Annotated in this window: 9 protein-coding genes and 1 riboswitch; of the genes, 4 read left to right on the forward strand and 5 right to left on the reverse strand. The window is 68.9% G+C overall.

Features of this window, described 5'->3' with window-relative positions; genetic code table 11:
* Nucleotides 1-41 precede the first annotated feature (41 nt).
* The gene (gene rpmB / locus ACWFRB_RS14500) at nucleotides 42-233 is read right to left on the reverse strand and encodes a 50S ribosomal protein L28 (protein ID WP_072750141.1); all 192 of its coding nucleotides are present in this window, start codon (nucleotides 231-233) and stop codon (nucleotides 42-44) included.
* Between the two features lie 225 nt (nucleotides 234-458).
* Here rpmB and ACWFRB_RS14505 point away from each other — a divergent pair, with 225 nt between their 5' ends.
* The 3 genes from ACWFRB_RS14505 to ACWFRB_RS14515 are packed head-to-tail and all read left to right on the forward strand — an operon-like array spanning nucleotide 459 to nucleotide 5,084.
* On the forward strand, nucleotides 459-2,093 hold the full coding sequence (locus ACWFRB_RS14505) for a DAK2 domain-containing protein (protein ID WP_452641848.1): 1,635 nt from the start codon (nucleotides 459-461) through the stop codon (nucleotides 2,091-2,093).
* 9 nt (nucleotides 2,094-2,102) lie between these two features.
* Entirely contained in the window at nucleotides 2,103-4,343 is a 2,241-nt protein-coding gene (gene recG, locus ACWFRB_RS14510; protein WP_452641849.1) for an ATP-dependent DNA helicase RecG, read from the forward strand.
* Nucleotides 4,344-4,361: 18 nt separating this feature from the next.
* Nucleotides 4,362-5,084 carry an HNH endonuclease family protein gene (locus ACWFRB_RS14515; protein WP_452641850.1) on the forward strand — a complete coding sequence of 241 codons (723 nt, stop codon included), beginning with the start codon at nucleotides 4,362-4,364 and terminating at the stop codon, nucleotides 5,082-5,084.
* 7 nt (nucleotides 5,085-5,091) lie between these two features.
* On the opposite strand, the gene ACWFRB_RS14520 is transcribed toward ACWFRB_RS14515, so the two are convergent.
* The 3 genes from ACWFRB_RS14520 to prpD are packed head-to-tail and all read right to left on the reverse strand — an operon-like array spanning nucleotide 5,092 to nucleotide 8,629.
* Entirely contained in the window at nucleotides 5,092-6,213 is a 1,122-nt protein-coding gene (locus tag ACWFRB_RS14520; RefSeq protein WP_452641851.1) for a bifunctional 2-methylcitrate synthase/citrate synthase, read from the reverse strand.
* The gene (gene prpB, locus ACWFRB_RS14525) at nucleotides 6,210-7,127 is read right to left on the reverse strand and encodes a methylisocitrate lyase (RefSeq protein WP_452641852.1); all 918 of its coding nucleotides are present in this window, start codon (nucleotides 7,125-7,127) and stop codon (nucleotides 6,210-6,212) included. The genes ACWFRB_RS14520 and prpB overlap by 4 nt, the downstream gene beginning before the upstream one ends.
* Nucleotides 7,127-8,629 (reverse strand): 2-methylcitrate dehydratase PrpD, encoded by a 1,503-nt coding sequence (gene prpD, locus ACWFRB_RS14530; RefSeq protein WP_452641853.1) that lies wholly within the window; start codon nucleotides 8,627-8,629, stop codon nucleotides 7,127-7,129. The genes prpB and prpD overlap by 1 nt, the downstream gene beginning before the upstream one ends.
* A gap of 168 nt (nucleotides 8,630-8,797) precedes the next feature.
* Here prpD and ACWFRB_RS14535 point away from each other — a divergent pair, with 168 nt between their 5' ends.
* Nucleotides 8,798-10,219, forward strand: coding sequence for a short-chain fatty acyl-CoA regulator family protein (locus ACWFRB_RS14535; RefSeq protein WP_452641854.1), 1,422 nt, complete (start codon nucleotides 8,798-8,800; stop codon nucleotides 10,217-10,219).
* Between the two features lie 43 nt (nucleotides 10,220-10,262).
* Here the strand turns inward: ACWFRB_RS14535 and metE are convergent, their stop codons facing one another.
* Nucleotides 10,263-12,530 (reverse strand): 5-methyltetrahydropteroyltriglutamate--homocysteine S-methyltransferase, encoded by a 2,268-nt coding sequence (metE, locus tag ACWFRB_RS14540; protein ID WP_452641855.1) that lies wholly within the window; start codon nucleotides 12,528-12,530, stop codon nucleotides 10,263-10,265.
* 147 nt (nucleotides 12,531-12,677) lie between these two features.
* Nucleotides 12,678-12,886: riboswitch (cobalamin riboswitch) on the reverse strand.
* Nucleotides 12,887-13,178: the final 292 nt, after the last annotated feature.

A 13,178-nucleotide genomic window follows, 5' to 3' on the forward strand; every position in this document is an offset into this window, starting at 1 on the left:
CACCTGAGGTGTCGGGGCACAGTCGTTAAGCGTGGAACGCGTCAGCCGCGGACGACCTTGCCTGCCTTGAGGCAGGAGGTGCACACGTTGAGCTTCTGACGGGTACCGGGACCAACCTGGGCCCGGACAGTCTGAATGTTCGGGTTCCAACGACGGTTGGTACGCCGGTGCGAGTGCGAGACCGACTTACCGAAGCCGGGCCCCTTGGCGCATACGTCGCAGACGGCAGCCATAGTCGCGAACTCCTTGAATTGATGTACGGATATCTTCTTTGGTGCTGGCCTACGAACACGAGACACCGAAGTGACCCTTGCGAGGCAACCCTGCAAGAGTAACCGTATCCGTGTTGATTGACCAAACCGGCCTGTCCCGCACGTGGAGCCGGGCGGACCGTCTGTGGAGAAGGATAGTCTGGCCGAGCCGAGCAGTTCCCACTAGGGCAGAGAGGAAGAGTCGAGTTGCTCATTGCCCTGGACAGCGTGGACGGCGAGGCGTTGCTGCGTTGGTCGCGGCGGTGCGTGGACGGCCTTGTCGCCCGCTGCGAGGAGATCAACAACCTCAATGTCTTCCCGGTTCCGGACTCGGACACCGGCACGAATCTCCTTTTCACCATGCGCGCGGCCGCAGACGGTGCCGAGGTCGTCGGCCCGGCCGCCTCGGTGGGTGCGGTAGCCGCGGCCCTTGCCAGAGGTGCGGTCGCGGGAGCCCGCGGTAACTCCGGCGTGATCCTGTCCCAGGTGCTCCGGGGGATCGCCGAGGTCGCAGGCGACGAGCCGCTGGACGCCCGACTGCTGCGTGGTGCGCTGAACGAGGCCGCCGTGCTGGCGACCGAGGCGATCAGCATTCCGGTCGAGGGAACGATCGTGACGGTGCTCCGGCACGCCGCCGCGGCGGCGGACGGATGCCCGCACGACGCGGCGCTGTCGGTGGTGGCCTCGGAGGCCGCCGACGCCGCCGCAGAGGCGCTCGCGCGGACCCCCTCTCAGCTCTCCGTTCTCGGCGCGGCAGGCGTGGTCGACGCGGGCGGGCTCGGGCTGCTGGTCATCCTCGACGCCCTCGTCGGCGTCGTCACGGGGGCGACACCCGAGCGCCAGGACATCGTGGTCGCGCCGGTCACGCTCGCCACCCCTGGCGTGGTCGCACCGCCGTCCGCCTGCGCGGACCAGCCGGGCGACCAGGACTACGAGGTGATGTACCTGCTCTCCGGATCCGACTCGCGACGGGTGGACACCTTGCGGTCCCGGCTCGGCGAGCTGGGCGACTCGGTGATCATCGTCGGTGACGGCGAGGGCTCCTGGTCGGTGCACGTGCACTGCTCGGACCCCGGCCCTGCGATCGAGGCCGGACTCGCCGCGGGTCGCACCCACGACATCCGGATCTCCTGCTTTGCCCTCGACGAGAAGCGGGCCGGGAGGGTGAGCAGGCGTGCAGGCGGGACCGACCGCGGGGTTCTCGCGATCGTCGCAGGCGACGGCGCCGCCGACCTCTTCGCGGGGGAGGGCGCCACGGTCCTCCGCTGTGACGAACCGGTCACCCCCGATCAACTGCTCGACGCGATTCGTGCGCTCGATTGCGGTGAGGTGCTGGTGCTCCCGAACGGCGCGCTCTCGGCGCCGGAGCTGGTGACGATCGGTGTCGCCGCCCGCGACGAGAGCCACGAGGTGCTGCTGCTGCCCTGCACGTCGATGGTGCAGGGGCTCGCCGCCCTCGCCGTGCACGATCCGGGCCGGGCCGCCGTCGACGACGTGTTCGCGATGTCCGAGGCGGCCGCGACGACGCGCTGGGGATCGTTGCGGGTGGCGACGGAGCGGGCGCTCACCCTGATGGGTACCTGCGAGGCAGGCGACGGGCTCGGGTTGATCGGCCGCGAGGTCGTGGTGATCGCGCCCGACCCGGCCGAGGCGGGCAGGCGCCTGATCGACCAGGTTCTCGGGGTCGGCGGCGAACTGTTGACGTTGTTGTTGGGGGCCGAGATTCCCGCGGGCTTCGCCGACCTCCTCTCGGAGCATGTCGCGGCGCGCCACCCGGGCGTCGAGGTGTTGGTCTACGAGGGCGGGCAGTCCGGGGATCTGCTGCAGCTCGGCGTCGAATAGAGCGGTGTGATGGCAACTCTGACCGATCGGATCGATCACCTGCTCGGCCGCAAGGTCGCGGAGCCGCTCGCGGAGGCGTTCGGGATCGAGACCGTGCAGGACCTGCTGCGGCACTACCCGCACCGGTACGCGACACAGGGCGCCGAGCTCGGCGAGAAGGAGCCGCCCGAGGGCACGCACCTGACGATCCTGGCGACGGTGACCTCTGCCGCGATCATCTCGATGAAGTCGCGCAGCGGGAAGATGCTCAAGGTGGTGCTGACGTCCGACAAGCAGAGCGTCGATGCCACCTTCTTCAACCCGCAGAAGGTGGCACATTCCATCAAACCCGGTGTGCGCGCTATGTTCTCGGGGAACGTGAAGTACTTCAGGGGGAAACTGGGGCTCACGCATCCCAGCTACCTCATCCTGCCCAGCCGCGACGAGGACGACGGTTCGGTGGTGGCCGCGGGCAAGGTGCGCGGCGGTGGTGCCCTGGCCGGGATGGCGCGCAGCGCGCAGGATCCTGGCGCAGGAGTCGACATGTCGATCTTCGAACGGAACCTCATCCCGCTGTATCCGGCGACCCGCGAGGTCGAGAGCTGGACGTTGCTGCGGTGCATCCGCCAGGTGCTCGACCAGCTCGACGAGGTGCAGGACCCGCTGCCCGAGGAGATTCGGCGCGAGCACGGTCTGATCGGTCTCGACGAGGCGCTGCGATCGGTGCACCTGCCGGAGACGAAGGACGAGGTGGATCTCGCTCGCGAGCGCCTCCGGTTCGACGAGGCGGTGGCCCTGCAGTTGGTGCTGGCCCAGCGCAGCCACGAGGTGGCGGGACGGGTGGCCCCCGCCTGCCCGCCGAAACCCGACGGTGTCGCCGCCGCGTTCGAGACCCGGCTGCCCTTCACCCTGACCGAGGGGCAGCACGCGGTCGCCGAGGAGATCTCCGCCGACCTCGGCAGGGCACACCCGATGAACCGGTTGCTGCAGGGTGAGGTCGGCTCGGGGAAGACAGTCGTCGCGCTGCGCGCCATGCTGCAGGTGATCGACGCCGGCTTCCAGTGTGCTCTGCTGGCGCCGACCGAGGTGCTCGCCGCGCAACACGCCCGGTCGCTGCGGCAGATGCTCGGAAACCTCTCCATGGCAGGCGAACTCGGAGCCGACGAGCTGGCCACCAGAGTGACCCTGCTGACCGGGTCGATGTCGGTCGCGGCCCGCCGCGCCGCGTTGCTGGAGGCGGTGACGGGCGATGCCGGGATCGTGATCGGCACCCACGCCCTCATCCAGGACGGCGTCGAGTTCTTCAACCTCGGCATGGTGGTTGTCGACGAGCAGCATCGGTTCGGCGTCGAGCAGCGCGACGAGTTGCGTGGCCGGGCGCGCGAGGGACTCAGCCCGCACCTACTGGTGATGACGGCGACGCCCATTCCCCGGACCATCGCGATGACCGTGCTCGGCGACCTGGAGACCTCGACGCTGCGGCAGCTGCCCGGTGGGCGGTCGCCCATCGTCAGCAAGGTCGTGCCTGCCCTGACCCAGCCGGCCTGGGTGGACCGCGCCTGGGAACGGATCCGCGAGGAGGTCGCCGATGGCAGGCAGGCCTACGTGGTGTGCTCGCGAATCGGGGAGGGTGACGACGCCCCGGACGCGAAGGAGCAGCCGACGACGGCGGCGTTGGCGTTGTTCGAGGAGCTGCGGTTCGGCCCGCTGTCCGATCTGCGGGTCGGTCTGTTGCACGGCCGGCTGCCCGCGGACGAGAAGGATGCGGTGATGCGCGATTTCACCGCGGGACTGATCGACGTGCTGGTGTGCACCACCGTCGTCGAGGTCGGAGTCGACGTGCCGAACGCGACCGTGATGGTCCTCAAGGACGCGGACCGGTTCGGTGTGAGCCAGCTCCACCAGCTCCGCGGCCGGGTCGGTCGCGGTGCCCACCAGGGGCTTTGCCTGCTCATCACGGACACGAAGCCGGGCTCCCCGCCGTTCGAACGACTGACCGCGGTGGCGGGCACGAACGACGGCTTCGAGCTCGCCCAACTCGACCTCGCCCAGCGACGTGAGGGTGACGTGCTCGGTGCCGCGCAGTCCGGCAGCACCACCACCCTCCGGCTGCTCTCGCTGCTCGACCACGAGGACGTGATCGTCGCCGCACGCGAGTTCTCGCGCGCGGTGATCGACGCCGATCCGGACCTGGCCCGCCATCCGGGCCTGGCCTCGATGGTGACCGCCGCGATCGATGCCGACCGGATCGAGTTCCTGGAGAAGTCCTAGGCGGCATACTTTGTGACCATGCGGCGTCTGGGGTTTCGCGGCCGACTCGGGCTTGTGGTGGTGCTCGCCGTCGCGATCCTGGTCGCGGTGGGATTGCTGCAGTCCCGCGGCACGGACACCGACCCGGTCGAGGCCGGACCCGGTGCGGTGAGCAGCGCACCCGCAGGCGATCCGGCGCCCGATCCGTTGGCGGGCGTCGCGGTCGTGGCCAAGCGCACCAAGGTGCCCGGCTACGACCGCGACGACTTCGGCCCCGCGTGGACCGACGACACCGATGCCCCGCTGGGCCGCAACGGCTGCGATACCCGCAACGACATCCTCGAGCGGGACCTGGTGGACAGGGCGAACTTCGACATCTGGCGCTGCCCGTGGGCGGTGCGGAGTGGGACCCTGCACGACCCGTACAGCGGCGCCGCGATCGCCTTCCAGCACGGGGAGGACACCAGCAACGCGGTCCAGATCGACCACATCGTCTCGCTGGCGCTCGCATGGGACATGGGTGCGAGCACCTGGACCCCGGAGTTGCGGGCGAGGTTCGCGAACGACCCCGCGAACCTCGTCGCGGTGGCGGGGGAGGCCAACTTCGCCAAGGCCTCGCACACCCCCGCCAGCTGGATGCCGCCGAACGAGGCCTTCCGCTGCGACTACGCGCATCACTACACCTCGGTACTGCGGCAGTACGGGCTGCCCATCGACAGGGCGTCCGCCGAGGCGTTGCGCGGTGTCCTGCGCGCCTGCTGACCCGGCCTCAGGCGACAACCGTGCGCTGCGGCACCCCCGAGTACTGGCTCAGCGGACGGATCAGCGCGTTGGAGCCGCCCTGCTCGATGATGTGTGCGGTCCACCCGGTGATGCGGCTCATCACGAAGATCGGGGTGAACATCTCGACGTCGAAACCCATCAGGTAGTACGCGGGGCCGGTCGGGAAGTCGAGGTTCGGCTTGATGCCCGTCGCGCTCACCATCGTCTTCTCGAGGATCTCGTAGATCCGCAGCCAGTTCTCGCCGCCGGTGTGCTCGGCGACATCGGTCAGCGCGGCCTTCATCGTCGGCACCCGCGAATCGCCGTTCTTGTAGACCCGGTGGCCGAAGCCCATCACCTTCTCCTTGGCGGCGAGCTTGGCGAGCATCCAGTCCTCGGCACGGTCGGGGGTCGCGATCTCGAGCATGTCGTGCATGACGGCCTCGTTCGCGCCGCCGTGCAGCGGGCCCTTGAGCGCGCCGATCGCGGCGGTCACCGCGCTGTAGATGTCCGAGAGTGTCGAGGTGACGACCCGTGCCGCGAAGGTCGAGGCGTTGAAGCTGTGCTCCGCGTACAGGATCAGCGACACCTCGAAGGCCCGCACGATCACCGGGTCGGGGACCGTGCCGAAGCACATGTTGAGGAAGTTCTCCGCGAATCCCCGGTGCGAGTGCGGCGCGATCGGATCGAGACCGCGTCTGCGCCGGAAGTCGGCCGCGACGATCGTCGGGAGCACCGCCGTCATCCGCAGTGCCTTCGCGAGGTTCTCCTCGGGTGAGTTGTCCTCCTCCGCAGGGTCTTCCGCGCCGAGGTAGCTGATCGCGGTGCGCACGACATCCATGGGGTGACAGTTGTCGGGCATCTTCGCCAGCAGCGACAGCAGCGAGCGGTCGGCCCGGCGAGCCGCACGTTCGCGCTGGCACATCAGCTCCAACTGCGCGGGCGTGGGGAGTTCTCCGTGCCAGAGCAGGTACGCGACCTCCTCGAAGCTGCAGTGCGCCGCGAGATCCTGCACCGCGTACCCGCGATAGGTCAGCGAGTTGGTCTCGGGGACCACCTTGGAGATCGCGGTGGTGTCGACGACGACGCCCGCGAGGCCCTTGTAGATCGTCGGAATCGCCTCGGTCATGAGCCACTCTCCTCGATACGGAAGTTGAAGATGCCGCTGTCGAATTCGTTGTAGCGCTCGTACTCGAGCAGTTCGTAGAGCCGGCTGCGGTGCTGCATCTTGTCGAGCAGCCCGGACTGGGTTCCCTCGGCGTGGATCTCACGGAGACCCTGCTCGGCCGCGAACATCGCCAGTCGCAGCGTGGTGACCGGGTAGATCACCGCGTTGAAGCCGATGTCCTCGAGCGTCTTCGCCGAGATGAGTTCGGACTTGCCGAACTCGGTCATGTTCGCCAGCAGCGGGATCTCGACGGCCGCGCGGAACTTCTCGAACTCGGCCTCGGTGTGCAGGGCCTCGGTGAAGATCAGGTCGGCGCCTGCCTCGGCGTAGGCCTTGGCCCGCTCGATCGCGTCATCGATCCCGTTGATGCCCGCGGCGTCGGTGCGGGCGCAGATCACGAAGGTCGGGTCCCGGCGGGCCGAGACCGCCGCGCGCAGGCGCCGCACCATCTCGGAGGTCGGCACCACGGCCTTGCCGTCGAGGTGTCCGCACCGCTTCGGGTTCACCTGGTCCTCGAGGTGGCAGCCCGCGATCCCGGCGTCCTCGAGCAGGGTGACCGTGCGGGCCGCGCTCATCGGTTCGCCGAATCCGGTGTCCGCGTCGATCAGCACGGGCAGGTCGGTGACGCGGGCGATCTGCCTGCCGCGCTCGGCCACCTCGGTCAGGGTGGTCAGTCCGATGTCGGGCAGCGCGAGGTCGGCGGAGACGACGGCACCGGATACGTAGACGCCCTCGAAGCCGATCTCCTGGACCAGCTTGGCGACAAGGGGATTGAACGCCCCGGGCAGGCGCTGAATCGACCCCGACGTGAGCCCTCGCCGAAACGCGATCCGCTTGTCGGAGGCGGAGGTCGCGGCTGCGATCAGGCCCGACATCAGAACAGCCCCTTCGGCGACGTCGGTGCGCGGTCGAGCACGTCCTCGGTGACGGTGAAGGTGAGCTGGTTCAGCTCGCCGGACCTCAGTTCGGGGGTGCGCTGCGCGGCGTCCAGGAAGCGGTCCTGCTCGGCCGGGGAGACGACGCCCTCCGCGAGCGTGCGGAACTTGGCGATGTACTGGTCCCGCGCGAACGGTCGTGCGCCCAACGGATGTGCGTCCGCGATCGCGAGCTCGTCGACGATCACCTCGCCGCTCTTGAGCGTCACCTCGGCGCGGGCGCCGAAGGCCTTCTCTTCCGGGTCGGTCGAGTGGTAGCGGCGGGTCCACTCCTGGTCCTCGGCCGTGGAGATCTTCTTCCACAGCTCGATCGTGTCGTGGCGCTGCGCGCGCTCGGGCGCGTACGAGCGCTCGTGATGCCAGGTGCCGTCCTGCAGGGCGACGGCGAAGATGTACATCACCGAGTGGTCGAGGGTCTCGCGGGACGCGGTGGGGTCGAACTTCTGCGGATCGTTCGAGCCGGTGCCGATGACGACGTGGGTGTGGTGGCTGGTGTGCAGGACGATCGAGGCGATCTGGTCCAGGTCTCCGATGCGGTCCCGCATCCGGCGGGCCAGGTCGATCGGGGCCTGGCTCTGGTACTCCGCCGAGTGTTCCTTGGTGTAGGTGTCCAGGATCGCGCGCTTGGCCTCGCCAGGACCGGGCAGCGGAACCTGGTACTCGGCCTTCGGTCCGCCGAGCAGCCAGGCGATGACGCCGTCCTCGCCCTCCCAGATCGGCGACGGTGCGCCCTCGCCGCGCATCGCGCGGTCAACGGCCTCGACGGCCATCTTGCCGGCGAACGCCGGTGCGTAGGCCTTCCAGCTGGAGATCTCGCCCTTGCGGGACTGACGCGTCGCGGTGGTGGTGTGCAGCGCCTGGCCGACGGCCTGGTACACGGTCTCGGTGTCCAGGCCCAGCAGGGTGCCGATGCCGGCGGCGGCGGAGGGGCCGAGATGCGCGACGTGATCGATCTTGTGCTCGTGCAGGCAGATCGCGCGCACCAGGTCCACCTGGATCTCGTAGCCCGTCGCCAGCCCGCGGACCAGATCGGCGCCGCTACGGCCCGCGTGCTGGGCGACCGCGAGGATCGGCGGGATGTTGTCGCCGGGGTGCGAGTACTCGGCGGCCAGGAAGGTGTCGTGGAAGTCCAGTTCGCGGACCGCGACGCCGTTGGCCCACGCGGCCCACTCGGGGGAGTAGGTGCCTGCCACGCCGAACACGGTCGACCCGGGGCCATAGGGGTGCGACCGAGCCTGGGCGCGAGCGTTCGCGACGGGCCGCCGCACGAGCGAGGCGGCCGCGACGGCCGCGTTGTCGATGATCCGGTTGACGATCATCTCGGAGGTGGCTGCGGGGACCTCGACCGCGTCGGTGGCGACCTCGGCGATCTTCCAGGCCAGGTGCTCGTGCTGGGGGAACTCCTCCGCGGACCGGTGCGTGCGTACGAGATGTGTCTTCATCAATCCTCCGTGGTGGTGCCTGTACTGCTGTTCCTTCGCACGCTACGCATGGCGTGAGTCTCATCAAATACGTTGCACTTGCCTATTTTTGCGTGAGGTGAGGATCAATCTTGCGAATCTTGTGAATCAGCGCGCGGTACTCTCACCTGGCGAGCGAGGAGGAGACCGATGAAGAAGATGTACGCCGGAGCCCGGCTGCGGCGGCTCCGTGAGGAACGGCACCTGTCGCAGCTGGCGCTCGCCAAGACGCTTGGGCTCTCGCCGAGCTACGTCAACCAGTTGGAGAACGACCAGCGCCCGCTCACGGTGCCGGTGCTCCTCAAGCTCAACTCCGAGTTCGATCTCGACGTCCAGTTCTTCGCGGCGGACTCCGATGCCCGCCTGGTCGCCGATGTCCACCAGGCGCTGGCGGAGACATCCGAGTCCGGTGACGTCTCGCTCGCGGAGCTGGACGAGTTGGTTGCCCGCATGCCCGCGGTGGGCCGAACCCTGGTGACGCTGCACCGCCGCCTGCACGCGGCGACCGATCAGCTGGACCAGTTCTCGGCCCAGCTCTCCGGGGAGACCCCGGCCGGGTCCGTGCGCGTCCCGATGCCGTACGAGGAGGTTCGCGACTTCTTCTACGACCGCCGCAACCACATCGCCCGGCTCGACGACGCCGCGGAGCAGATGTTCACCCGCAACGAGCTGACCATCGGGGCACTCGACCTGCAGCTCGCGAGGCTGATGCGGGATCGGCACGGCGTCACGGTCCGGATCCGGACCGACGAACCTGATCAGTTGGGGCCCAAGCGCTTCTTCGACGCGGGAAAGTCGACCCTCACCCTCGCGCGGCGGCTCACAGCGGGTCAGCGGGCCTTCCAGATCGCGATGCAGCTGGCCTTCCTGACGCAGGCAGAGGCAATCGACTCCATAGTGGCGGAAGACGATTCGCTGAGTTCCGAATCCGCCGCGCTGGCGCGGATCGGATTGGCGCACTACTTCGCAGGCGCGCTGATCCTGCCGTACAGCCAGTTCCTGGACTCGGCCGAATCGTTGCGGTATGACATCGACCTGCTCAGCCTGAAGTTCGAGGTCGGCTTCGAGACCATCTGTCACCGGCTGTCCACGCTGCAGCGGCACCGCCAGCGCGGGGTGCCCTTCTTCTTCGTCCGCACCGACCGTGCAGGGAACATCTCCAAACGGCAGTCCGCCACCGCCTTTCACTTCTCCCGGGTGGGTGGGAGTTGCCCGTTGTGGGTGGTCCACGAGTCGTTCGCCAACCCCGGTCGGATCCACACGCAGGTGGCGAAGATGCCAGACGGGCGTACCTACCTGTGGGTGGCCAGGACCACGCACAGCGGCGGCCTCGGATACCTGGCGCCCGAACGCAATTTCGCGATCGGGCTCGGCTGCGACATCGCCTACGCCGATCGGATGGTCTACTCGCGCGGAATCCAGACCGACGACCCCGCGACGATCGTGCCGATCGGAGCGGGATGCAAGGTGTGCGACCGCCCCGCATGCGCGCAACGGGCATTCCCGCAGTTGGGGCGGTCGGTCCTGGTCAACGAGAACAGCAGCGGCCACCTGCCGTACCCACACGCGTAGCTGCACCCGCGCTCGCCGGGGGCGAGCGCGGGTGCAGCACCGCCTACAGCTCTGCCCGGACCAGCTCGGTCGCGGCGACGAGGTTGCGCAGGGACGCCTCGACCTCGGCCCGGCCACGGGTCTTCAGACCGCAGTCTGGGTTGACCCACAGCCGCTCCGCGGGCACGGCCTTCAGCGCGGCCCGCAGCGAGTCGGCGATCTCCCCGACCGACGGCACCCTGGGGGAGTGGATGTCGTAGACGCCGGGACCGACACCGAGATCGAATCCGACCGCGTTGAGATCGTCGAGGACCTCCATGTGCGAGCGCGCCGCCTCGATCGAGGTGACGTCGGCGTCCAGACCGGCGATCGCCCCGATCACCTCGCCGAACTCCGAGTAGCACAGGTGGGTGTGCACCGAGGTCGCGTCGACGACCCCTGAGGTGGCCAGCCGGAACGCGCCGACCGACCAGTCCAGGTAGGCGGGTTGATCCGCCGACCGCAGCGGCAACAGCTCACGCAGTGCGGGTTCGTCCACCTGGATCACCTTGGCGCCGGCGGATTCCAGGTCGACGGTCTCGTCGCGGATCGCGAGCGCCACCTGGTCGGCGGACTCGGACAACGGCTGGTCGTCGCGGACGAACGACCACGCCAGGATCGTCACCGGTCCGGTCAGCATGCCCTTGACCGGCTTGGCCGTCAGCGACTGCGCGTACGAGGTCCACTCGACCGTCATCGGGCGCGGTCGGCGAACGTCGCCGAACAGGATCGGCGGTCGCACGCAGCGGGTCCCGTAGGACTGCACCCACCCGTTCGCGGTGGCGAAGAACCCGTCGAGCTGTTCGGCGAAGTACTGCACCATGTCGTTGCGCTCGGGCTCGCCGTGCACCAGCACGTCCAGACCCAGCTGCTCCTGAAGGGCGATGACATCGGCCACCTCGCCGCGCATCCGGCGGAGGTACTCGGCCTCGTCGATCTCGCCCTTCCGCAGCGCGGCCCTGGCCACCCGGATCGCGGTGGTCTGCGGGTACGAGCCGATCGTCGTGGTGGGCAACTGCGGCAGCGGCAGGACGGCCGCCTGCAACTCGCGGCGCTCCGCGGCGGGACGTCGTCCGTCGCCTGCCGCCTTCAGGCCGGTCAGTCGCGCCCGGATCGCGTAGTCGTGCAGCCGTCGATCGGCGGTCCGGGTCGCCTTCGCGGCAGCCGCTCGCGCCAGTTCCTCGGCGACTGCGTCGCGACCGGACCTCAGGCCCGTCGCGAGGGTGATCACCTCGCGAACCTTCTCGGATCCGAAGGCCAGCCATGACCGCAGCGCATCGTCGAGTTCGCTCTCGCTCTCGAGCGAATACGGCACGTGCAGCAGCGAGCAGGAGGTGGAGACCGCGACCGAACCCACGCTCGCGCGCAGCGTTTCGAGGGTCGCCAGGGATTCGGTCAGGTCGTTGCGCCAGATGTTCCGCCCGTCGACGATCCCGGCGACGAGGTGCTTGCTCGCGAGTTCGGGGATTCCGGCCAGCGTCTCCACGCTGCCGGCGACGAGGTCGACCGCCAGTCCCTCGACGCCGGTCCTCGCCAGCGCGGGCAGCGCGCCGCCGAGGTCGCCGAAGTAGGAGGCGAGCAGGATCGCGGGCCGGTGTCCGAGCGCGGACAGCGCCCGGTACACCTCGCCCGCGGTCGCGATCTCGGACTCCGTGCGATCGGCGACCAGCGCGGGCTCGTCGATCTGGACCCACTCGACGCCTGCGTCGGCCAACTGCCCGAGCAGCGCGGAATACAGCGGGAGCAGCTCTCCGACCCGCGAGAGGAGTGATGATTCGGAGTCGATCGCCTTCGACAGCAGCAGGAAGGTGACCGGTCCGATCAGCACCGGCCGGGGGGCGATGCCGAGGGCCTGCGCCTCCGCCACCTCGCCCAGCACCTTCGACGGGTCGAGGGCGAAGCGGGTCGAGGCGGTGATCTCGGGGACCAGGTAGTGGTAGTTGGTGTCGAACCACTTCGTCATCTCGAGCGGGGTGACGGTGGCGGTGCCGCGCGCGGCGGCGAAGTATCGGTCCAGCGCCGTCGACTCCCCGGCGACCCGTTCCGGCAGCGCGCCGAGCATCGCGGCGGTGTCGAGCATCTGGTCGTAATACGAGAAGACGTTGACCGGAACGGAATCGATCCCGGCATCGCGCAGATCGGTCCAGCTCAGTGCGCGCAGGTCCCGCGCGGCGGCGTCGAGTGCGGAGGCGTCGAGCTTGCCTGCCCAGTAGGACTCGACGGCCTTCTTGAGTTCGCGGCGGGGACCGATGCGCGGGGAGCCCAGCACGGTTGCGGTGAAGGTGGATGTCACGGTGTTCTCCAGTTGCTGACAGCGTGGGTGGCCACCACCGGCAGACGAGAGCACGAACCGAGCCCTGGTGGCGCCCGTATGTGGGCAGCAGTCAGTACTGATCCGATCTACTCGCCCATTCCACGAGGCGGTGGACCGTCGGGCACGGCGTGCCCGACGCAGTCGGCAGGTCTTCGGACTCGCAGGCGCCCGGTGATCGACACCGGTCCTAGTGGCCGTCGCTTCCCAGACGTGAGTCCAGTGCATGGTGACGGCGGTCGTTCCTGCATACCGCTGCGGGACAGTCCCGGATTCTCACCGGGTTCCCTCTCACACCTCTCCCCATCGAGGGGGAGACGTGCTTCGACGCCGGGCGGGGACTTCGGGGCTCCTCATGACCACACCGGGCGGACCGATTGCACCAACGAGTATATGAGGCAGAACTGGAGCGGTCGACCAGCTCGATGTGGGGGCATTCGCCCGCCGTTCGGCCCATCGGCGAACCCTGCGTAAGGGGTCGCGAATCGGGCGAATCCGCAGTTCACGGCGGGTGCCGTAGTCCTGTGAGGTGGGGGCCGGTAGCGTACTGCATCGTTACAGCGGGTCGAGTATGCGGGAATTTCCCGGATGCTAGGACACCGTCCGGCGAGCGGTACGAGAGCAAGGGTA

The organism is Rhodococcus sp. NPDC055112 (genome assembly GCF_053607505.1).